At 63.0% G+C, this 21,324-nt stretch carries 15 protein-coding genes; 9 read left to right on the top strand and 6 right to left on the bottom strand.

The genetic code is table 11. The annotated features are described in order from the left end of the window. Window positions 1-76 precede the first annotated feature (76 nt). Entirely contained in the window at window positions 77-1,276 is a 1,200-nt protein-coding gene (epsE, locus tag BKY26_RS07025) for an exopolysaccharide biosynthesis GT4 family glycosyltransferase EpsE (RefSeq protein ID WP_071689688.1), read from the top strand. A gap of 12 nt (window positions 1,277-1,288) precedes the next feature. Here the strand turns inward: epsE and BKY26_RS07020 are convergent, their stop codons facing one another. From BKY26_RS07020 to BKY26_RS07010, 3 genes are read right to left on the bottom strand one after another with little or no spacing between them, the layout of a single operon-like run. Beyond that, window positions 1,289-4,066, bottom strand: a complete 2,778-nt coding sequence (locus BKY26_RS07020) for a hypothetical protein (protein ID WP_071689687.1) — start codon at window positions 4,064-4,066, stop codon at window positions 1,289-1,291. After that, the gene (locus BKY26_RS07015; protein ID WP_071689686.1) at window positions 4,053-5,372 is read right to left on the bottom strand and encodes a glycosyltransferase family 4 protein; all 1,320 of its coding nucleotides are present in this window, start codon (window positions 5,370-5,372) and stop codon (window positions 4,053-4,055) included. The genes BKY26_RS07020 and BKY26_RS07015 overlap by 14 nt, the downstream gene beginning before the upstream one ends. An 8-nt stretch (window positions 5,373-5,380) precedes the next feature. After that, on the bottom strand, window positions 5,381-6,763 hold the full coding sequence (locus BKY26_RS07010) for a hypothetical protein (protein WP_071689685.1): 1,383 nt from the start codon (window positions 6,761-6,763) through the stop codon (window positions 5,381-5,383). A gap of 141 nt (window positions 6,764-6,904) precedes the next feature. Here BKY26_RS07010 and BKY26_RS07005 point away from each other — a divergent pair, with 141 nt between their 5' ends. Next, window positions 6,905-8,110, top strand: a complete 1,206-nt coding sequence (locus BKY26_RS07005) for a glycosyltransferase family 4 protein (RefSeq protein WP_071689684.1) — start codon at window positions 6,905-6,907, stop codon at window positions 8,108-8,110. Here BKY26_RS07005 and BKY26_RS07000 read toward each other — a convergent pair. After that, the gene (locus tag BKY26_RS07000; RefSeq protein WP_071689683.1) at window positions 8,064-8,750 is read right to left on the bottom strand and encodes a sugar transferase; all 687 of its coding nucleotides are present in this window, start codon (window positions 8,748-8,750) and stop codon (window positions 8,064-8,066) included. The genes BKY26_RS07005 and BKY26_RS07000 overlap by 47 nt on opposite strands. A 914-nt stretch (window positions 8,751-9,664) precedes the next feature. Between BKY26_RS07000 and BKY26_RS06990 the strand changes: the two genes are divergently transcribed. The 3 genes from BKY26_RS06990 (at window position 9,665) to BKY26_RS06980 (ending at window position 14,163) form a co-directional block, all read left to right on the top strand. After that, entirely contained in the window at window positions 9,665-10,975 is a 1,311-nt protein-coding gene (locus tag BKY26_RS06990) for an HlyC/CorC family transporter (protein WP_071689681.1), read from the top strand. A 198-nt stretch (window positions 10,976-11,173) separates the two neighbouring features. Continuing rightward, window positions 11,174-13,582, top strand: coding sequence for a GcvT family protein (locus BKY26_RS06985; protein WP_071689680.1), 2,409 nt, complete (start codon window positions 11,174-11,176; stop codon window positions 13,580-13,582). Next, the gene (locus tag BKY26_RS06980) at window positions 13,579-14,163 is read left to right on the top strand and encodes a nucleotidyltransferase family protein (RefSeq protein WP_071689679.1); all 585 of its coding nucleotides are present in this window, start codon (window positions 13,579-13,581) and stop codon (window positions 14,161-14,163) included. The genes BKY26_RS06985 and BKY26_RS06980 overlap by 4 nt, the downstream gene beginning before the upstream one ends. Before the next feature lie 92 nt (window positions 14,164-14,255). On the opposite strand, the gene BKY26_RS06975 is transcribed toward BKY26_RS06980, so the two are convergent. Next, entirely contained in the window at window positions 14,256-15,956 is a 1,701-nt protein-coding gene (locus BKY26_RS06975; protein WP_071689678.1) for a Hint domain-containing protein, read from the bottom strand. Window positions 15,957-17,143: 1,187 nt separating this feature from the next. Between BKY26_RS06975 and BKY26_RS06970 the strand changes: the two genes are divergently transcribed. Continuing rightward, window positions 17,144-17,473, top strand: a complete 330-nt coding sequence (locus BKY26_RS06970; protein WP_071689677.1) for a TfoX/Sxy family protein — start codon at window positions 17,144-17,146, stop codon at window positions 17,471-17,473. Between the two features lie 160 nt (window positions 17,474-17,633). Here BKY26_RS06970 and ndk read toward each other — a convergent pair whose 3' ends face one another. Next, complete coding sequence (ndk, locus tag BKY26_RS06965; protein ID WP_071689676.1) at window positions 17,634-18,056, bottom strand: nucleoside-diphosphate kinase; 423 nt, start codon at window positions 18,054-18,056, stop codon at window positions 17,634-17,636. Window positions 18,057-18,164: 108 nt separating this feature from the next. Between ndk and BKY26_RS06960 the strand changes: the two genes are divergently transcribed. Genes BKY26_RS06960 through BKY26_RS06950 form a run of 3 tightly spaced genes read left to right on the top strand, consistent with a single transcriptional unit; the run spans window position 18,165 to window position 21,255 of the window. Further along, complete coding sequence (locus BKY26_RS06960) at window positions 18,165-20,012, top strand: ABC-F family ATP-binding cassette domain-containing protein (protein ID WP_071689708.1); 1,848 nt, start codon at window positions 18,165-18,167, stop codon at window positions 20,010-20,012. Then, the gene (locus BKY26_RS06955) at window positions 20,009-20,623 is read left to right on the top strand and encodes a MarC family protein (RefSeq protein WP_131541796.1); all 615 of its coding nucleotides are present in this window, start codon (window positions 20,009-20,011) and stop codon (window positions 20,621-20,623) included. The genes BKY26_RS06960 and BKY26_RS06955 overlap by 4 nt, the downstream gene beginning before the upstream one ends. Window positions 20,624-20,673: 50 nt before the next feature. Continuing rightward, entirely contained in the window at window positions 20,674-21,255 is a 582-nt protein-coding gene (locus tag BKY26_RS06950) for a retropepsin-like aspartic protease family protein (protein ID WP_071689675.1), read from the top strand. Window positions 21,256-21,324 lie beyond the last annotated feature (69 nt).

Genomic DNA, 21,324 nt, shown 5'->3' with positions numbered 1-21,324 from the left:
ACCACCCCCTTTTGCCTTTGACCTTCCAGCCGTTTTTCCGCAGGTTGGGCGCGGGCAGAGACGGGCAAGACAGGTCATGACCAAGACGCGAAACATCGGCTATCTGGTTCCGCAATTTCCGGGCCAGACGCATATCTTCTTCTGGCGTGAGATCGCGGAGCTGGAAAAGCGTGGCGTCATCGTGGATCTCATGTCCACCCGCCTGCCGCCTGCCGGTCTGGTGGCGCATGACTGGTCCGAACAGGCCATGGCGCGCACGACCTATCTGGGCAAGGCGGATGTGCTGGCGGGGCTCTCTGCCCTGCCCCGCGTGCCGTATCGGGAACTGCTGACGGAGGCCCGCGCCGAAGGCAAGGCGATGGTCAAGGATATCGCCGTCTCGATCCCTGCCGCACAGCGCCTGATCCGCCATTGTCGGGCGCGGGGTATTGCCCATGTCCATGTACATTCCTGCGGGCGCGCGGCGCTGATCGCCGCAATTGCGCGCCGCATGGGCGGGCCGCACTATTCGCTGTCGCTGCATGGGCCGCTCAGCGACTACGGCCCCGGCCAGCGCTTCAAGTGGCGGCACGCTGATTTCGCGTCGATCATCACCGAGAAGCTGAAGGCCGAGATGCTGGCGGAGATGCCCGAGGACCTGCCCGAAAGGCTCTTCATCCAGCCCATGGGCGTGGATACCGATGTGCTGGCTCCGACCGGCCCCTACAGGCCTGTCTCCGATGGGGAACCACTGCGACTGTTTTCCTGCGGGCGGCTCAATATCGTGAAGGGGCACCAGGATCTGATGGCGGCGGTGCGGCTGCTGCGCGATCGGGGGCGCGACGTGCAGCTCCATATCGCCGGGCAGGACGATGATGGTGGTTCGGGCTATCGCAAGGTGCTGGAGGCCCGGATTGCAGAGCTTGGCCTTGCCGATCACGTGCGCCTGCTTGGCGCGGTCGATGCGGGCCGGGTACGCGACGAAATCCGCGCCGCGCATCTTTTCGTGCTGGCAAGCTGGCACGAACCGCTTGGCGTGGCGCTGATGGAGGCGATGAGCTGCGGCACCCCCACCATCGGCACCAATGCGGGCGGCGTGCCGGAACTGATCCGCGACGGGGTGGACGCGGTGCTGGTGCCGCCCAAAAGCCCCGAGGCGCTGGCCGGTGCAATTGCCGCGCTTGCCGATGACCCGGACCGGTGCGCGCAGCTTTCCGTGGCCGGGCGCGCACGGATCGTGGAAGGCTTCCACTCCGGTCGTGGGGCCGAAATGCTGATCGAGGGGGTCTGGGGCTAGGCTGGTCACGGCTCAGCTGCCCTCCACCGCATAGAACACCCCCGGTTCATCGGTGAATTCCGCCACTTCCACATCCACCAGCCAGACCGGGCCATCGGGACCGTTCAAGATGACGCGGCCCTCCTCTTGGACCAGCGCATAGTCGGCGGCCAGACCGGGCAGTATCGCCAGATCGTGCCCGCCGCCGCCATGGGCGCGATCACCGGGACCGAGATACAGCCGGTCATTGCCATCGCCCGCCAAGAACACATCGCGTTCTTCCGTGCCATGCAGATCGTCGCCCCCGGCGCTGCCCCATCGGTAAGCCCCATGGGCAAAAGCCCTGTCGCTGCGCGTCTCCCATCCGCCAGAGGTGGCGTTATAGGCCATAAGCGTGGCCCACCGGGCCGTGCTGTCATCCAGATGCCGCAGCGCCCCCCAGCTTCCCCATTGGCTGGCCGCACTGACATCGACGAAGGCGTTGAACAATGTGCCGCCGCTGTCCCGCCATCCGGTCAGAAGTTCCGCATAAAGTTCAGCCATTTGCGGCGAGTAGCTGAAGTCGATCAGGAAGCCGGTCAGAGCCTCGTTCCAGACATTTTCACCTAGCCCCACCACATGGGTTCCGCCCTCATACATGACCATGGACAGCCCGTGATCGGCGGCCACCTCGGCATGATAGGGCAGCCATGTGTCGATCAGCTCCCCAAGGCTGCCACGCCGCAACGCATGTGCCGCCAGATCAAACCGGTCCTCACGCCCGATCCAGCTCAGCACCTCTTCGATGCGCTCATCGCTGCCAAGTTCGGTCCCAAAATATCCGGCAACCGCGTAGGCGTCGAAGCTTTCATGGGGTGCGGCCCGGCCGTCTGCCTGCGCCAGCGGCGCCTCCAGCAGTGGCACCTCCAGTCCGGGCCAGGAGGTCTGCGTGGCGATGACTCTGATCAGCCGATCTTCCTGCCCCGCAAAAACCTCCGCCCAGATATCGGCCACCTCTGCCGCCCGCAGCCCGGCAAACTGCATCCAGGCATCGCCCTCGGCCCCATCCCACCTGAGTGCCGCCATATCCGCCGCCCAATGGGCCTGCGAGAACAGGAAGTTCCAGACCTCGTTCGACCATTCCGCATAGACCCGCAGATCGGGGGCCAGCCGTTCCTCCACATAAGAGGCGAAGGCGCGCACATAGCGGTCATCGGCCATATGGGGCAGCGTGAACCACGGGTCCGCGCCGATCTGGTTGGCCAGCCGCACCATCACCTCGACCGGCACGCCCCGGCGCACCCAAGTGTAATCCGTCATGCGAGGACGGTCGGTCCAGATCACCTGCGGCGAGGCGTTGGTGTCCATCCAGTCCATGAACCTGATGCTGCGCAAGTCGCGGATGCGGCTGATCCAGTCGGGATTGAACAGCTCCCCGAGTTCATGCAGCGGGATGTGATCCTCGCGCAGCACCACGATATCGCGGATCGGGTCGGCGGCATCGGTGGTCTCGATGCGCAGGGCAACAGGCCCTTCACCGGGGGTGAAGTCGAACCAGGCCTCGTGATCGCCCATCTCCACATTTTCCACCCGCCCGCCAAGCCGGAAAGTGCCGCGCCCGGCCCAGGTCACGCGGTAGCGCCCGGCGGCGCTGGTGGCCTCTGGTGGCAGATCGGTCAAGATGAAGCTTTCCAACGCCACGACGCCGTCGGGCAGACCAAGCGGCCAGCCTTCGGGCGTCAGGTGGTTCGACAGTTCCAATTCGCTTGCGTCAATCCCGCCCCATTGCCCCTCCAGATGCCCGACCCAGGGCCGGGCCGAATGCATCAGATTGATGAAGGGCAATTGCGTAGACCAGTCCGACAGCCCTGTCAGCCCCATGGCCAGAGCCGGATCGGTCAGGCCGGTTTCGGGTGTCAGGCCCGCATGGTCTTCCAACGCGCTGCCTTGTGCGCGCGCCCAGATGAAGCCCGCGATATCGGTATAGCCATCGCGCACATCTGCGTGGATGCTGTCGGGCAAATCGGTCAGAACCGGTGGTTCTTCGTTGAAGATCGTCGTGTAAGTCACGAGTGCTGCCAGAAAATACAGCGTCGGCGTTCCATGGGGTGCGTCATCGAGATAGAGATCGGTGGCCTCCAGATCGGCCAGTGGGCCGTCGCTGAACATCTCCGCAAGGATCGACGCGACGGGGATCAGCGTCACATCCAGTTCCGGGCGCGCCTCTCGGATCATATCCACGTAATCGACATACCAGTCGTGATACTCCCCACGATTATACGCATGATACCGCCGCAAGGCGCGCGGGCGCGGCGGGAAGCGGTTGGAGATCAGGGCGAGGTCGGACCAGCCTTCGTAGATGAAGAACCGCGCACCGCGGGCCTGAAACTCGGTCCAGTCGAAGACCCGCAACGTGGCCGAAAGCGGGCTGTAGCCTTGCGGATTGTCCCATTCATAGGGGGCATCCGGCGGGTTGGCCTGAATGAAATTGGCATTGTTCAGGATGATCGTGTTGAAATTCGCACGACGAAACGCAAAGCGCTCGGAATCCCAGATCGAGGGCACGTTCTGGAAGGACCAGTTGGGTTCCGGTGGCAGTTGATCCGCAAAGTGCAGCGGCGCGCCGAAGGCTCCGTCTGCGGCAAACCCGTGACCGCCCGCCTGCGCCAGTATCGACAGCCAATGCGGCATGGTCGTCTCATCGCTGTCCGAGACATGGTTGATCAGCGAATTGCCGTAGATGAAGGCGCGGATATCCTGTTGCTGCGCACGCGCGGGCAGCGCGGCCAGCAGGCACAGGGTCAATGCAGAAATCAGTCTACTCAGCCGCATGGTTCTGCCTGTCTGCCATCGGTTCCGGCCGGTCATTCCGTTCCCCCAATATCCATTTGTAAACCTCTGAAATCTGGTCGGCTTTCCTGTCCCATGTAAACCGTGCGGCGACCCGGCCCAACCCTGCGCGACCAGCCTTGGCCAAAACGGGGCGATCCTGTTCCAGCCGCTCCAGTTCCGCCCGGAAGCCCGCGATGATTGCAGGCCGATCCCCCAAGGGCACCTTCCAGCCAGTGCCCTCCGTCAGCAGTTCCGCCGGTCCCGCATAGTCCACGATCAGGGACGGCACGCCAAGGGCCATCGCTTCCAGCACGACACCTCCGCCGAACTCGCGGATTGACGGGAAGGCCATGAGATCGGAGCCTGCCAGAACGTCCTGAACCGCGCCGTGTTCCATCCAGCCACGGAAGGTCACCGCGTCCGACACGCCAAGCGCCTCTGCCTGAGCCTTCAGCCCCAGCAGCATCGGGCCATCACCGACCATGTCGAGCCGCATCCGTCCATCACGCAACAGCGGGCTTGCAGCCTCCAACAGCATATCGGGGCCCTTGTAGGGCACCATCCGCCCGACGAAGCAGGCGCGAAGCGGCCCGTCTTTACCGGGGTCGGCCCGCTTGGCAAAGCGCGCGGGGTCGATGGCGTTTTCGGGGATGTAGAAGGTCTTTTCCCGCATCGCGGAAGGGATCTCGCCTTCGGTATGGCGCGAGCCTGCGATGATCGCCGCCGCATGTTTCAGCGCCCGCCTGCGCCCCGGCAGCGCCTTGTAGGCCCCGCGAACGTAGCTCAGCCATTCCTTTTCCTGCCGCCGCTCGGCATCGAATTCCTTCGGCCATGGCACACCGCCATTCAGGGGGCCCAGCACGAAAGGCACGCCCACACGGGCGCATTTTGCGGCCAGCGGGCTGGAGATGGTCGGCGAGAGCGGCGTGATCCGGTGGACGATATCATAGCGCCCTGCCCGTATATCCGCCCCAAACTGACGCCAGACCAGCCGTTCGAAATGCGGATAGGACAGTGCGTTGATCAGTTGCAGCGTGGTCCAGCCCTTGCCGCCGCCGCCCCTCAGCTTCTCACCGATGGCCCAGAGCGGGCGCGCGAAGGCCTCGGAATCGATGGCGGTGAAGTCCCGGCCCTCCACCAGACCGGCCCGCAGGATCGCCTCGCGGTTTCTGACCTGCGTGACCAGATGCACATCGGCCACATCCGCCAAGGCACGCGATAGCGACCAGCCGATCAGCGGCACGCTGACCCATTCGGGGTTCGCGGCCTCGGCAATGATCAGGATGCGGGGGGGATGCTGGGTCATGGGCGCACCTACAATACCGTTCGCAAGGGCGTGAGAACCTTGCGCCGCCGGGCGGTCTGCACCTGTTCGGAATACCCCAGCAAGGCCCCGGCAAAGAGAAAGCTCATCGGGGTCAGCGTCGCATTGGGGATCATGTCGATCACGTTGATCGCCAGGATCAGCACAGCGCCGCCCACCCATGGCGGCACCTCGCGGCCAAACGCGGCCACGCGCCACCAGACAAGGAAGATCGGCAGGGTCAGCAACCCGAATTCCGCAAGGAACCCGGCCCATCCATAGACCCCGATGGTAATGATCCAGCGGCCATCGGTGGTGGTCAGGATCTCTCCGGTCGCGCCATCATAGATCTGGTTGCGCCCCCATGTGCCCCAGCCGAAGACGGGTCTCTCCATGGCCCTGTCGATCAGGATGTTTTCATTGTCCAGCCGGAAGCGCAGGGAATTGGCGCGGTCTTCGTCGACGCTTTCTGCCAGTTCCAGAATGTCGGCCTCGGGGATGAGATGAAAGCTCTTGAGGGCGGGATATGCCAACACCAGACAGGCCAGCAACATGGCCACGCGAAACTGCATCCGGCTGCCAAGGAACAGCAAAACCGGGGCGAAGGCCGCGGCATAGAGGATCGAGGCCATGGATTTGCACAGGATCAGCACGAGTCCCATATAGGCCGCCGCCGCCCACCATAGCAGCGCCCGGCGGCTGCGGTCGCTGCGCGCGATGGTGATGGCCGACAAGAGCGCCGTCAGCGCAAGGAAAGCCGCCCAAAGCCCATGGTAGAGGAACACGATGGGACGGAAGCCATCGCCCCGGATCATCTGTTCGAAGGAATGCTGGAAATAGCCGTAGATCCAGATATTGAGCTGCGGGCTGAGTCTTACCTCCAGCAGCATCGGCAGCGAATAGACCAGCCCCGCCAGCAGCATCGCCCAGAGCAGATCGCGAATGTCTTCATCGCTGCGCAGGAAATCGCGCGCCAAAAGCAGGGGCGAGATCAGCAGCGCCTGGTTGATGCATTGGGCCACGGCCTCCCGGATGCGCAGGGGCGGCAGGGTGAAACTGTCGAAATAGACCGGGTCCATATTGGTCAGAACGGTGCCGAAGGGGCTGAAGATGAACAGCAGCACCAGAGCACGGGCGGTGTTGTTTTCCGGCAGGAAGCGCAGCTCGCCCCGGAACATGACCAGACAGGTAAACAGCGCCGCCAGTCCCGGAATGGTCTGCTTGGTCAAGGGCGGCATCAGCGGAAAGTCGAACCCTGCCGGTTCGGGGGGCAGGAACAGGTAGCCAAGGATCAATGACGCCAGCAGCGCACGCCCTCTGGGCAGCCTGACGAACAGCCAGACCACGACCACTGGGTAGATCACCAGCGCAAGAGATGCGAGCGCGTTCGGCATGCCTGTATTCTGTTAACCTTTGTAGCTCATCGTCATGTTAATGCCCGGATTCCCCTCTAGATGGGGGTTCAACACGGGGTATACCCGGAACTTGGGGCAGAAATATGCCCCGCTGGCAGATTGAGGGCAAAGGGCATTGGAATGAGCCTGGGCAGCGACAGACGGCTGAAGATCGCCTACCTGTGCGATTTCGATCCCCGCGATCCGACGCTCTATTCGGGCGGCAATGCGCGTATGCTTGCGGCCCTCGAAACCCATGCCGGCGAGGTCACCATATTGCCGCAGGACTGGGGGTTGGCGGAGCCCCTGCGCCGCGCCGTTCTGGCCGCGCCCGAGGCCTTCAGCATCCGCGCCCGCTGGCGGCTGCACCTGATGCTGTCCCGACTCATTTCCCGGCGGGTGCGCAAGGTTCTGGCGACAGATCGCTTCGACGTGCTGTTCGGGGCCTATTCCTTCCACTCGCTGCACCGTCTGCGTCTGCCCTACCCGATGGTCACGGCCTACAGCTCTGACGCGACGCCAACCACGTACAAGCAATCCGTTGTGGGGCAGAGCTTCGGGTCGTGGTTTTCCCCGGCGCGCGTGATGGATCCTCTGATCGAAGCTGCCGAGCGGCGCACGTTTCGCGGTCTCGACCTTGCGCTTTGGCCATCGGACTGGCTGACAGGTGCCGTGAATGCGCGCTATGGCCTGCCCCCCGACCGTTCGCTGACCGTGTCCTGGGGGGCAAATGTGCCCGATCCCGGCACGGCCAGCACCGCCGCCCTGACGCAGGGCGGGCCGGTCGATATCCTTCTTGTCGGGCGCGACTGGACCGCGAAGGGAGGCTGGACAACGGCGGCAACTGTCGCAGCCTTGCGAGACCGGGGCGTCGATGCCCGGCTGACCGTGATCGGCTGCACGCCGCCGCCCGAAATCGGCCGGGACGGGCTGACCGTCCACCCGTACCTGGACAAGTCCAAACCGGAAGATCTTCGGATCTTTCATGATTGCTTTCGCCGCGCCCATTTCCTGTTGATGCCGTCGATGGAATCCTATGGCTTCGCCTTCTGCGAGGCCTCGGCCTACGGCCTGCCGTCACTCTGCCTCGATGTCGGGGGCATTCCCGTCTGGAATGGCATTAACGGCGATGCCCTGCCGCCCGGAGCCGGGCCCGAGGATTTCGCGCAGGTCATCCAGGGCTATCTGGACACCCCCGAGCGTCATGCCGCCCTGCGCATCAGCGCAAGGCAGGTCTACGAGGAGAGGCTGAACTGGGATAGCTGGGGCCACACAGTGGCGGGTCTGCTGCGGGATGCGGTCAGTGCCCGGTCCCGCGCAGCACCACCCCGAATGTCCGGCCAATGATCGCCAGATCGGTCCGCAGCGACAGGGTGCGGTAATAGGCCTGATCATAGCCCGCACGCTCGTGAAAGCTGCTTTCATTGCGGCTGGAGGTTTGCCAGTAGCCGGTGATGCCGGGGCGCATGACATAGTATTCCGTACCGGGATACATCGCGCGCTGGTTGCACATCATCGGACGCGGGCCAACGATCGACATGTCACCGGTCAGAACGTTCCACAGCTGCGGCAGTTCATCCAGCGACGTGCGGCGCAGGAACTGGCCAAACCGGGTGATCCGGGGGTCGTTCTTCAGCTTCTGGTGGCGGTCCCATTCGGCGCGGGCCTCGGGATTTTCCGACAGGTAGCCTTCCAGCACCTGATCCGCGTCCTTGACCATGGTCCGCAGTTTCCACATGCCGAAAACACGGCCATTCATGCCGATGCGTTCCTGCCGGTAGAACGGCGAGCCGCCCTCACGCAGGATGAGGACCAGAGCCGAGACCAGAACGATCAGGGCCGCAGGCACAGCCGCAAGCAGAACGATGGCGATGTCCAGAACGCGCTTGGCGTGCTGCCGATAGACTGACCGGGTTTGGATAAACCGGATCGGCGCTACCGCATGCGGTGCCTCATCCTGGCTGTAAAGGCCGAAACGCTCATACATCGACTACACCCTCCTAAAGGGGGGCGACCGTTTCCGGTCGCGACAAACAGCGCTTCCCTGCCCCGCCAGCGACTTCTGGCGCGGTTTAGAAAGTCATTCAGGTTTTGGGTGCGGAAAGGCGCAGATGAGTAACCGGGCCCCCCCGGGTCGCGATCAGTCCATCCCCACCTTTTGATGCTGCTAACCGGGTGGCAGTCCGGCAATGCAGCACCGTCAAGTCATGGCCGACCAGCGCTTTCGCACAGCCGTAAATTGGCATTTGTGGCATAATTTCGTCAATTTCATTTTGCCAATTTCTACCTATGCGTGTAGTGCCAAATTGGGCGTAATTGTGGCAACGGCCTGAGGAAAAAATCCTTCAATATCAGCGATCGCGCCAGAGGTCCCAATGCCGCCGCACCATCATTGTCTCAGCTCTGGAAACAGTGATTGAGAGATTGAACACCTATAGGTTGCATTTCGCAAGTTGCCCTGTCCATTTGGTCAGGTTTGTCTTTCGGAGCGGAAACAGACGCATTCAAGTTTCAAACGCCGGGGATCTTCCGCTCGAAAGCGTCAATACGTGGCAAAACCATGGCTTGTTTCCGGCATCAAGACGCTGAAAGCAGGACAAATAGTTTTCATGGTTAACGCAACTCTCCTTAAGGTTGCACAATGTGGCGAAACAATGGCGCAATCCGCGCCTCTTTGTCCCTGATTACGCTGTATTTCGCCACAATCTGATTCGCGGGTCGAACGCTAGCGCACCGGAAAACCCGGCATTTTCTCGGGTTTTCCGTCAAAAACCCCAGCTTTCCGCCGGGTCGTATGCCGCTGACGCCGCGCCTCATTCCCGCCACGATTCCCGCCTTGTCCTTGATACGGGCGGCCACCATGCCCATAACCTGCCACAGACACCCTGAACCGGAGACATCATGCCCGAGCTTGAGCCCACTCTTGACGCATCCTTCTATCTGACGGCAGGCGCCATCCTTGCTCTTCTTCTGCTATCCGCCTTCTTCTCCGGCTCGGAAACCGCTCTGACCGCGGCGTCCCGCGGCAAGCTGCGCTCGCAGGCCGATCGCGGATCAAAGGCGGCGGAACGCGCGCTGCATCTGACCGAGGACAGCGAACGGCTGATCGGATCGGTCCTGCTTGGCAACAACCTGGTCAACATCCTGGCCGCATCGCTGGCCACCTCGCTTTTCACCCGCGCCTTCGGGGAAAGCGGCGTGGCGCTGGCGACGCTGGTGATGACCTTGCTGGTGCTGGTCTTCGCCGAGGTACTGCCCAAGACCTATGCCATCACCAATGCCGAAAAAGCCGCCTCGGCGGTCAGCCCGGTCATCAAGGTTGTGATCCTTGTCTTCTCGCCCGTGGTCGCGACGGTTCAGGTGCTGGTGCGCGGGATGCTGCGGATGTTCGGCGTGCAGGCCGACCCCGACAGCAAGGTGCTGTCCGCCCATGAGGAAATCGCAGGCGCGATCACGCTTGGCCATTCCGAGGGCGTGGTGGAAAAGGAACATCGCGACCGGCTGCTTGGCGCACTCGACCTGGGCGACCGCACGGTCGAGGAGATCATGCTGCATCGCTCCAATATCGAGATGATCGACGCCGACGCGGATGGGGAAACCATCCTCAGCCAGCTTCTGCATTCCCCCTATACCCGCCTGCCCGTCTATCGCGGCGACCCCGAAAACATCATCGGCCTTGTCCACGCAAAAGACGTGCTTCGGGCCATGGACCGGCTGGTGCGCGGGCCGGAAGCTTCCGAGGCGGGGCTGGCGGCGTTTTCCGTCACCGACGTGGCGATGAAGCCCTATTTCGTACCGGAAACCACCACGCTGGATGACCAGATGCGCCAGTTCCTGCGGCGCCACACCCATTTTGCGCTCGTCGTGGATGAATATGGCGCGCTACAGGGGCTGATCACGCTGGAGGATATTCTGGAAGAGATCGTCGGCGAGATCACCGACGAGTTTGACGTGGAAGAAGTGGTCAACCTGACGCCCGGCCCGGATGGCAGCTACCTGATCGAAGGCGGCATGACGATCCGCGACCTGAACCGGGCGACCGACTGGAACCTGCCCGACGAAGAGGCCAATACGGTGGCGGGGCTGGTCATCCACGAGGCGCAGATGATCCCCGAAACGGGCCAGGTCTTTAGTTTTCACGGGTTCCGTTTCGAAGTGGCTGAACGGCAGCAGAACCGTCTGACACAGCTTCGGGTGCGCAAGCTCCTGTAACTTGGGGAGGTTCGCCGCCTTCGGCGTCGATCCGAGGGGGGCGCTGCCCCGTCGCCATTGAGCTTGCACCAATGGCGTATCCAATGGCGCCCCCCCTAGGTATTTTTGCCAAGATGAAAGGCGATGTCGCTTTTGGGCTTGAAGGGGCCGGGCCGCACAGGCTGTCTGACATCACAAGTTCAAGCGGGAGAGACGGTCATGAAGACAAGCACTCGGGTATGTGTGATCGGTGGCGGGGTTGTGGGCTGCTCGGTGCTCTATCATCTGACCAAGCTCGGCTGGTCGGATGTGATGCTGGTGGAGCGCTCGGAATTGACGAGCGGGTCCACCTGGCACGCGGCGGGCGGGTTTCACACGCTCAATGGCGATACCAACATGGCCGCACTGCAGGGCTACACGATCCGGCTTTATCGCGAGCTGGAGGAGCTGACCGGCATGTCCTGCGGGCTGCATCACGTGGGGGGCGTGACGCTGGCCGACACGCCCGAACGCTTCGACATGCTGAAGGCCGAACGCGCCAAGCATCGCTTCATGGGTCTGGAGACGGAAATCCTCGGCCCCGAGGAGATCAAGGCGATTGCGCCGATCACCAATGTCGAGGGCGTGTTGGGCGGGCTTTACGATCCGCTCGACGGGCATCTGGACCCCTCCGGCACGACGCATGCCTATGCCAAGGCGGCGCGGATGGGGGGAGCCACGATCGAAACCCATTGCATGGTGCGCGAGACCAACCAGCGGGCCGATGGCAGTTGGGACGTGGTGACGGACAAGGGCACGATCCATGCCGAACACGTGGTCAATGCAGGCGGTCTGTGGGCGCGCGAAGTGGGCGCAATGGCGGGATGCTACCTGCCGCTTCATCCGATGGAACACCAGTACCTGGTGACGGACGATCTGCCCGAGATTTACGAGCGTGGCACCGAGCACCCGCATGTGATGGATCCCGGCGGCGAAAGCTACCTGCGGCAGGAAGGGCGCGGGCTTTGCATCGGGTTCTACGAACAGCCCTGCAAGCCCTGGGCCGTGGGCGGCACGCCCTGGGAATTCGGGCATGAATTGCTGCCAGATGATTATGACAAGATCGAGGACTCGATCGCCTTCGCCTATCGCCGCTACCCGATCCTGGAACGCGCGGGCGTGAAGACCGTCATTCACGGGCCGTTCACCTTTGCCCCCGATGGCAACCCGCTGGTGGGCCCGGTGCCGGGCCTGCGCAATTACTGGTCGGCCTGCGGGGTCATGGCAGGCTTTTCCCAAGGCGGCGGGGTCGGCCTGACGCTGGCACAGTGGATGGTCGAGGGCGAGCCGGAGCGCGACGTCTTCGCCATGGACGTGGCACGCTTCGGGCGCTGGATCACGCCGGGTTACACCCTGCCCAAGGTCATCGAGAACTATCAGAACCGTTTTTCCGTCACCTACCCGAACGAGGAACTGCCCGCCGCGCGGCCCTTCCGCACGACGCCGATGTACGACATCTTCGATCAAATGGGCGCGGTCTGGGGGCAGCAATACGGGCTGGAGGTGCCGAACTATTTCGCCGAAGGCGATGAGCCGCGCTACGAGACGCCCTCGTTCCGCCGCTCGAACGCGTTCGAAGCGACGGCGCGCGAGGTGCAGGCCGTGCGCGGGGCCGTGGGCATCAACGAGGTGCAAAATTTCGGCAAGTATCGCGTGACGGGGGCGGATGCGCGCGGCTGGCTCGACCGGGTCATGGCCGGGCGGATTCCGAAACCCGGGCGGATCAGCCTGACGCCGATGCTGGCCCCCTCCGGTCGGCTCATTGGCGACTTCACCGTGGCCTGCCTGTCGGAGACGGAGTTCCGCCTGACGGCGAGCTATGGCGCGCAGGACTTCCACATGCGCTGGTTCGAAGGGCAGCTTGCGGGCGATGTGCGGGTCGAGAATATCTCGGACCGGTCGACCGGCTTCCAGATCGCGGGGCCGCGCGCGCGCGACCTGCTGGCCAAGGTCACGCGGGCGGATGTGTCGAACACGGCTTTCCGCTTTCTCGACGTGAAGCGGCTGTCGGTCGGCATGATGGAGGCCACGGTTCAGCGGGTCAGCTACACCGGCGATTTGGGCTATGAAATCTATGTCGACGCCATGGAACAGCGTGCCCTGTGGCATCTGCTGTGGGAGGCAGGACAGGAGTTCGGCCTCAAGCCCTTCGGGATGCGGGCGATGATGAGCCTCCGGCTCGACCGATTCTTCGGGTCCTGGATGCGGGAATTTTCGCCCGATTACATGCCCGGCGAAACCGGGATGGACCGGTTCATCAAGTGGGACAAGGATTTCATCGGCAAGGAGGCCGCCGAGAAGGAGCGCGCCGAGAGTCCTGCCCGCAAGCTTTGCACCTTCATCGTCGAGGCCGATGATGCCGATGTGGTCGCCTATGAACCGATCTGGCTCGATGGCAGCGTGCAGGGGTTCTGCACCTCGGGCGGCTATTCGCACCATGCGGACAAATCCGTGGCCTTCGGCTTCATCCCGACCGAGCGGGCCGTCGAGGGGCTGGAGGTCGAGATCGAGATCCTCGGGAACATGCACAAGGCGCGGTTGGTGACAGAGATGCTCTTCGATGCCGATGGCGCGCGGATGCGGGGATGAGCGATCCGGTGATCCTGCTGCTGGCAGCCGGGGCATCGTCGCGCATGCGGGGGGCCGACAAGCTGCTGGAGGAGGTGGGCGGCGAACCGCTGCTCACCGTCATGGCGCGGCGGGCGGCCAAGGCCGGGCCGTTGCGCGTGACCCTGCCCGACGGGAACGCCGCGAGGGCAGAGGCGCTTGCCGGGATCGACTGCGACATCGTCACCCTTCCCGCGGGCTGCGACCAGTCGCAGTCGCTTGCAGCCGGGGTTGCGGGGCTGTCCGGCCCGGTGCTCGTGATGCTGGCCGATATGCCCGAGGTCACCGCCCATGACCTGCATCTGCTGCTGGCGCTGTCCGCTCAGGCCCCCAATGCCATCCTGCGCGCCGCAGACGCGGACGGAACGCCTGGAAATCCGGTTCTGTTTCCGGCCGACCTGCTGCCCGAGCTTCAGAAAATCAAAGGCGACAAGGGCGCGCGCGGGCTGCTGAAACAGCATGCGGCGCGGGTGCATCTGGTGCCCCTGCAAGGCCAACGCGCGCTGACCGATCTGGACACGCCCGAGGACTGGGCCGCCTGGCGCGCGGCACAATCCCGATAAAAAGGGGCGGCACGAGCCTTCGCGCCGCCCCAGTCCGGGTCCGGGGAGAGGATCTGCCCCCTCTCCCCCCGTGTCCCTGCTGCATTCTGTAGTTAACGAGTAATCAGGCGCGCCTCATGGCCTTTCAGCACCTTGCGGGCGGCAGCATAGCTGTCGATCCCGGCAGGCTGCTGAAGCTCGGGGAAGAGCGTGTAGATCTCGTCCCGCTGCTCCGCGCCCATGCCACCAAGTGTCTGATCACCGGGCTGGAAGCTTTCGGTCCAGGCACCGTCCGCCAGAACCACCTCGTGCCGGTCGAACATGAAGTGGATATAGGTGGTGCGGATCGTATCCATGTAGCGAATGCCCTTGTGGTCGATCAGATGCTTGGCCGCGACCAGCACTTCGCTTTCTTCGAAATAGAGCTGCGTGCGGTCATTGCCGACCAGCATCCGGTGCTGCGGGCTGACCAGCATGTCGCGTTCGGGCAGACCGTTGCCAAGCGACCCGGCCTTGATCAGAACCGGGCGCAGGTTCGGCGCGCGGCGCAGTTCGGCATGGTTCAGGGTGCGCGATCCGATCCAGCGGATTTCCTGAATGCCATTGTCGCGGGTGATGATCTTGTCACCGGGCTGAAGTGCCTCGACGGCCACCTCGCCACGGGGGGTTGCAATGCGGGATCCGGGGGTAAAGCAGGGCACGACGTTCTCAATCTCCTCGAAGCGCATGGTGCCGGTGATGTTCTCGGGCGCGAAGCCGTTGCCATCGTAAAAGGTCACCGTGCCGTTTTCAGAATTGTCGGCATCGAGCACGACGCGCAGCGGGCCGGAACCCGTCAGGTCGAGCGTGTCGCAATCGTCGCCGGTGCCCCCACCGTCCACGTAGTCGCCGACATTGCCACCAAGGATCACGTCCCGGTCGGCACCGCCGTAGATTTCGTCTTCGTCGATGCCGCCATCCAGCGTGTCGTTGCCGGCACCGCCATAAATCGTGTCGTCATCGTCCTGACCATAGACCACGTCGTTGCCGTCACCGGCTTCGATGTAATCGCGGCCATTGTCGGTTACCGCGTCGGGGCCGATCGGATTGCCGTCCGAGCCGTCATCGGTGATGTTGAGCTCATCCGGGAAACCCGGGCCAAGCCCGCCATAGATCGTGTCGTCGCCAGCATCGCCAAGGATCGTGTCAGAGCCTTCGCCGCCGACGATCAGGTCATCGCCTTCGCCCGCGTCGATGGTGTCATCGTCAAAGCCGCCGTCGATCTGGTCATTGCCGCTGCCGCCGGTGATGCTGTCGGCATCGTCACCGGCAAAGATCGTGTCATTGCCCGCACCACCGTCGATGGTATCTCTCGCATCAAAGGGGTCGCCGTCGCCCGGGAACAGGCCGGGATAGCCGCGGTCGGGCAGCGGCAGGTTGCTATCCAGACGGGTGTCGATCAGATCGTCGCCATCACCGCCATCGACGGACGCATTGCCATCGCCACCTATCAGGTGATCGTTGCCGTCGCCACCGATCAGCGTGTCGTTGCCGCCTTCGCCCTTGATGGTGTCGTCTCCGCCCTCGCCATCGAGGTAATCGTCACCATCATTGCCCCAGATGATGTCGTCCCCGACACCGGCATGGACGGTGTCATTGCCTTCACCGGCGAGCACCACATCGTCATCGGGCGCAGCCCCGTCCAGAATGGCATCACCGGCGTCAATCATGTCGCCTTCGGGATCGCCTGTGTAGGCGAGGTTGATGTTGTCATCCCCCGGGGTGCCGTCGACGACGCCGTCTACACTATTCGGATTCACTATTTCACCAGCCATTGTCGTCTCCTTTACGCCCTGCCCGAGCGCGCAGCTTGCGCGGCCTCGCGGCGAACCACTGAATTTTCAATGACAACGAAAGACGAAGACTGCTGCTTCAGTGCATGGACGGTCAGGTTAAAGACCAAGGAAACCAAGAACATCGCACATCCCCTGACGATCGGTGTCGAACACGTTCCAACCGGTTTGCGATGTATGAAGAATGGGTGGGCGGGCGCACGAAAGCCGGAACCGAAGCAGATGGGCCGACGGCCATGAGGCGCGCGGCAGGGGCCTGCCTGGCAGGGCAGAACCCTCATACTGTTCCGCAAAACGTTGCGGCTCACATGCCACCTGCCGATCCTCTAAAACCGGCTGGTATCGTGCGGCCGCCCCCGTGGCCTTCAGACATCGCCCCCCAGTTGGGCTGACCAAGTCATAGCCCGAGCGGGCCGCTCCAAGAAAGCGAAAATTGTTTGAAACATGGCAAGAGAGCGTCGGCTTTGATCGAAATAGGGCAATATCGTGGTTAACGCGGCACTCCGAATTGGGCCGTTTGTCGCCGGGGTGGAAACAGGTACTGATGTCCCCCGATTCCGGCCAAACTGACTGAAGCAATTGTTGTTATTGGATTTCGAGGGAGTCATTCAGGGCCTCTGTCGGATGGCTGAGGACCACAATCGTTACCCCTCAAGCCTAAATCGTTTCTGTTTGATAAACAGTGTATTGGCCCGAAGATGGAAACGCAGTGTTAACCATGGCGGAATTTGGGCAGCATTGCGCTCCGGCTGACACATTTCCAATCCCGCGTCAAACCCCGGCTTTGGTTCCAATGCGGAACCAATTCAATGCGAATCACTTTCTTCGCGTCGGAATACTCAATCCTTTCAAGGCAGATGACCGCCTAAAGTGTTCGATATAGGAAACTGTTACCCGACTCCCGCGCCGCCCCCGTTCCGCCACAGATGCTGGCACTGCCCTTGCCATATACGCCCCAAATCTGCCTCATTTCACTGGCATCCTTGGTTTCAGGCAGCAACAAACAAGCGGAGCACCTGGATGCCACAACCGCACCCCACACCGAAACAGGCCCCCACCCCCCAACCGGTCCCGCGCAAGGGCAGCAGCGAGGATGAGACGCCCGCCACCTTCCGGGACTGGGCCAGCATCTGATAGGATCCGGGCCGACCCCGACCGGAGCTGCGCCCATGCCTACCCCGCTGACAGACATTCGCAACATCGGTCCGGCCATGGCCGAAGACCTGAAACGCGCCGGTATCCCGGATGCCGAGAGCCTGCGCCGGGCTGGTCCCGATGCGGCCTATGCGGCGATGCTGCGTGCCGGTAGCCGCCCACATTTCATCGCCTATTACGTGCTGCATATGGGGTTGCAGGGGCGCCCCTGGAACGATTGCCAGGGAGATGAGAAAGCAGCGCTGCGCAGTCGCTTCGATCAGATCAAGGCCGACTCCTTCGATCCTGACCGGTCCGAATTCGAAAGGCTGATGAATGAACTTGGCGTGGGCGCGCGACGCTGAGCCAAGAAGAATTTTGACGCAAAATTCTTCCGGGCCGAAATTTCTTCTGGAAGAAATTTGAAATGCGGAAAAATCTTCCCGAAGATTTTTCAGGGCCTGAACGGAAAACGGGCCGCCCAAATCAGAGCGGCCCGCAAATCATGTTTGGTCAGGTTCGACCTCAGCCGACCAGTTCGAGACCAGCGAAGAAATAGGCAATCTCTTCGGCCGCGGTTTCCGGCGCGTCGGAACCGTGGACCGAGTTTTCGCCTTTGGACAGGGCGAAGTCCTTGCGGATGGTGCCGTCGGCGGCTTCTGCCGGATCGGTGGCGCCCATCACTTCGCGGTAGGCGGCAATGGCGTTTTCGCCTTCGAGAACCTGCACGACCACCGGCTCGGACGCCATGAATTCGCAGAGCTCACCGTAGAAGGGACGTTCCTTGTGCACGGCATAGAAGACGCCAGCCTGCGCGGGGGTCAGGTGAATGCGCTTCTGGGCGATGATGCGCAGGCCGGCTGCCTCGATCTTGGCATTGATCGCGCCAGTCAGGTTGCGCTTGGTGGCATCGGGTTTGATGATCGAGAAGGTGCGTTGAACCGCCATGGGAACTCTCCGGAAAATGGGTTGGTTTGGCGCGGCTGCTAACACGCAGCGCCTGTAAAGAAAACCCGCCAATTGACAGTGCCGCGCGACCGGGTCACACCCGCGCCCATGCTACGGATTTCAGACATCTCCTATTCCATCGCCGGCCGCCCCTTGCTGGAGCACGCAACCGCCACCATCCCCGAAGGCCACAAGGTGGGAATCGTGGGGCGCAATGGCAGTGGCAAGACCACGCTGTTCCGGCTGATCCGCGGCGAGCTGACGCTCGATACGGGTGAAATCACCCTGCCCCCCCGGTCCCGCATCGGCGGCGTCGCGCAGGAAGTGCCGTCTTCCGAGACCTCGCTGATCGACACGGTGCTGGCCGCCGATACCGAGCGCGCGTCGCTGATGGCCGAACAGACGCAGGATCCGACCCGCATTGCCGATATCCAGACCCGGCTTGCCGATATCGACGCCTGGTCTGCCGAGGCACGCGCCGCGACCATCCTGCGCGGGCTCGGCTTTACGCCCGAGGAACAGCTGATGCCCTGTTCGGCCTTCTCGGGCGGCTGGCGGATGCGGGTGGCACTGGCGGCGGTGCTGTTCTCGGCGCCAGACCTGTTGCTGCTCGATGAACCGACCAACTATCTCGACCTCGAGGGCGCGTTGTGGTTGGAAAGCTACCTGGCGAAATACCCGCACACGGTTTTGGTGATCAGCCATGACCGGGGGCTGCTCAACCGCGCCGTGGGCCATATCCTGCATCTGGAGGAGCGGCAGCTGACGCTCTACCAGGGCGGCTATGACACCTTCGCGCAGACCCGCGCGTCCCGGATCGCCGTGGCGCAGGCGGAATCGAAAAAGCAGGAGGCGCGCCGCGCCCATCTGCAAAGCTTCGTCGACCGGTTCCGCGCCAAGGCCACCAAGGCCCGGCAAGCGCAGTCGCGGCTGAAGATGCTGGAAAAGATGCAGCCGATCACCGCCCCGGCCGAGCGTGCATTCCGCAAGTTCAGCTTTCCAGAACCCGAACAGCTGTCACCACCCATTGTGCAGATGGACGGGGCCGCCGTGGGCTATGACGGTGTGCCGGTTCTGAAGCGGCTGAACCTGCGCATCGACCAGGATGACCGCATCGCGCTGCTTGGCCGCAATGGCGAGGGTAAATCGACGCTCTCGAAGCTGCTGGCCGACAAGCTTCTCACGCTGGAGGGGCGGATCACCAAATCCTCCAAACTGCGGGTGGGATATTTCGCGCAGCATCAGGTGGATGAGCTGCATATCGACGAAACACCCCTGCAACATCTGCGCAGGATGCGGCCCGAGGAGGCCCCGGCAAAGCTGCGCGCCCGGCTGGCGGGGTTCGGGCTTGGCGCCGATCAGGCGGAAACCGTGGTCGGCAAGCTGTCAGGGGGGCAAAAGGCGCGGCTGTCGCTCTTGCTGGCCACGCTCGATGCACCGCATATGCTGATCCTGGATGAACCCACCAACCACCTCGATATCGAAAGCCGGGAGGCACTGGTCGAGGCGCTGACCGCCTATAGCGGCGCGGTCATTCTTGTCAGCCACGACATGCACCTGCTGGAAATGACCGCCGATCGGCTGTGGCTGGTCAAGGATGGCACCGTGACACCATATGACGATGATCTGGCGGCCTATCGCAAGATGCTGTTGGCGGGCGAGGCGGCGACATCGAAACCAAAGCCGGAAAAGCCCAGGCCCAAACGTGCCAGCCGCGACCAGATCCTCGAACTGCGCAGCGAGGTGCGCAAATGCGAGGAACGGGTGGAGAAGCTGAACGCCATGCGCGACAAGCTGGCCGCGAAACTGGCGGACCCGGAGTTGTATGAATCGGGCAACACCGGCGAAATCGAGGTCTGGCAGAAGAAATACGCCGAAGTCATGAACGGTCTCGACCGGGCCGAGGCGATGTGGCTCAAGGCACTGGAAAAACTGGAGGAGGCCGAAGCGCAATGACCATGGCCGAGGCAATCACCGTCTTCGTGGCGCTGTTCGTGGTCATTGACCCGATCGGCCTTTCGCCGATGTTCATCGCCATCACCCGCGGCATGAGCACCCGCGCGCGCCGTGCCATCGCCATCCGGTCCTGTGTCGTTGCCGTGGGTCTTCTGACCGTGTTCGGCCTGGCCGGAGAGGCGGTTCTGGGCTTTCTCGGCATCTCGCTGTCCGCCTTCCGCATCGCGGGTGGCATCCTTCTGTTCCTGACCGCGCTCGACATGCTGTTTGAACGGCGCACGCAGCGCCGTCAGGGTCAGGCCGATGCGCCCCATGCGGATGATCCATCCGTCTTTCCGCTGGCCATGCCGCTGATTGCCGGTCCGGGTGCCATTGCCACGATGATCCTGCTGACCGGCTCTGCCGGGTCTGCCTCGGGCATCGCCATGGTGCATGGGGTGATGCTGGCGGTGATCCTCGTCGTGTTCCTGCTGTTTCTTCTGGCCGGGCCGATGGAAAAGATGCTGGGGCCCGTGGGCATCAACGTGGTCACACGGCTGCTTGGCATGCTGCTCGCCGCGCTCTCTGTCCAGTTCGTGATCGACGGCATTCGCGATCTGCAGGTGTTTTAAGCGGCCCCCTGCCCTATATTGGCCTCAGGATCAACGTTCAGACCGGCCCGATGAAAGACACCGACATCGCCTCGATCATCTATCTCAGCCTGCTGGCCATCGCGCTGACGGGGTCGATCATCTCGGCCAATCGCCACCAGATCGGCAAGGTCGCGCGCTATGCGGTGGTCTGGGGGGTTCTGGTCGTTGGAGGTTTCATTGCCGTAGGCGTGTGGCCCGAACTGCGCACCAACGTGCTGCCCCAGCAATCGGTCGTGACTGGAACGGGTGAAGTCACGGTGCCGCGCAGTTTCGACGGTCATTACTACCTCACACTGGAAATCAACGGCGCGCCCATCCGCTTTGTCGTGGATACGGGCGCGACCGACATGGTTCTGACCCCGCAGGATGCCGCCCGCGCCGGTCTGGACACCGCCACCCTGCGCTATACAAGCCGCGCCATGACCGCCAATGGCATGGTCCAGACCGCCCCCGTGCGGCTCGACCGGGTGGAGCTTGGCCCGATCACCGACCGCCGCGTGCCCGCCGTGGTCAATGGCTCGCCCATGCAGGAAAGCCTGCTCGGCATGAGCTATCTCAACCTCTTCGACCGGATCGCCATTGAAGATGGGCAGATGGTGCTGACGCGGTGATCGCTTTCTTAAGGGGCAGTCAATTCTTTTGCTTGATTGACTCTTTGTTCCTGCCCTAACGTCGGGTAG

The organism is Nioella sediminis (assembly GCF_001879695.1).
Lineage (GTDB): Bacteria > Pseudomonadota > Alphaproteobacteria > Rhodobacterales > Rhodobacteraceae > Nioella > Nioella sediminis.
The sequence above is the reverse complement of the archived record's forward strand: the minus strand, read 5'-3'. Positions and strand labels throughout refer to the sequence as shown.

What these genes read in the sequence shown, in the direction of transcription:
- epsE (WP_071689688.1), top strand. Translation starts at nt 77, where the DNA reads ATGACCAAGACGCGAAACATCGGCTATCTGGTTCCGCAATTTCCGGGC.
- BKY26_RS07000 (WP_071689683.1), bottom strand. Translation starts at nt 8,750, where the DNA reads ATGTATGAGCGTTTCGGCCTTTACAGCCAGGATGAGGCACCGCATGCG.
- BKY26_RS06980 (WP_071689679.1), top strand. Translation starts at nt 13,579, where the DNA reads ATGAGCGATCCGGTGATCCTGCTGCTGGCAGCCGGGGCATCGTCGCGC.
- BKY26_RS06960 (WP_071689708.1), top strand. Translation starts at nt 18,165, where the DNA reads ATGCTACGGATTTCAGACATCTCCTATTCCATCGCCGGCCGCCCCTTG.
- BKY26_RS06975 (WP_071689678.1), bottom strand. Translation starts at nt 15,956, where the DNA reads ATGGCTGGTGAAATAGTGAATCCGAATAGTGTAGACGGCGTCGTCGAC.
- BKY26_RS06955 (WP_131541796.1), top strand. Translation starts at nt 20,009, where the DNA reads ATGACCATGGCCGAGGCAATCACCGTCTTCGTGGCGCTGTTCGTGGTC.
- BKY26_RS06985 (WP_071689680.1), top strand. Translation starts at nt 11,174, where the DNA reads ATGAAGACAAGCACTCGGGTATGTGTGATCGGTGGCGGGGTTGTGGGC.
- BKY26_RS06990 (WP_071689681.1), top strand. Translation starts at nt 9,665, where the DNA reads ATGCCCGAGCTTGAGCCCACTCTTGACGCATCCTTCTATCTGACGGCA.
- BKY26_RS07015 (WP_071689686.1), bottom strand. Translation starts at nt 5,372, where the DNA reads ATGACCCAGCATCCCCCCCGCATCCTGATCATTGCCGAGGCCGCGAAC.
- ndk (WP_071689676.1), bottom strand. Translation starts at nt 18,056, where the DNA reads ATGGCGGTTCAACGCACCTTCTCGATCATCAAACCCGATGCCACCAAG.
- BKY26_RS06970 (WP_071689677.1), top strand. Translation starts at nt 17,144, where the DNA reads ATGCCTACCCCGCTGACAGACATTCGCAACATCGGTCCGGCCATGGCC.
- BKY26_RS07020 (WP_071689687.1), bottom strand. Translation starts at nt 4,066, where the DNA reads ATGCGGCTGAGTAGACTGATTTCTGCATTGACCCTGTGCCTGCTGGCC.
- BKY26_RS07005 (WP_071689684.1), top strand. Translation starts at nt 6,905, where the DNA reads ATGAGCCTGGGCAGCGACAGACGGCTGAAGATCGCCTACCTGTGCGAT.
- BKY26_RS07010 (WP_071689685.1), bottom strand. Translation starts at nt 6,763, where the DNA reads ATGCCGAACGCGCTCGCATCTCTTGCGCTGGTGATCTACCCAGTGGTC.
- BKY26_RS06950 (WP_071689675.1), top strand. Translation starts at nt 20,674, where the DNA reads ATGAAAGACACCGACATCGCCTCGATCATCTATCTCAGCCTGCTGGCC.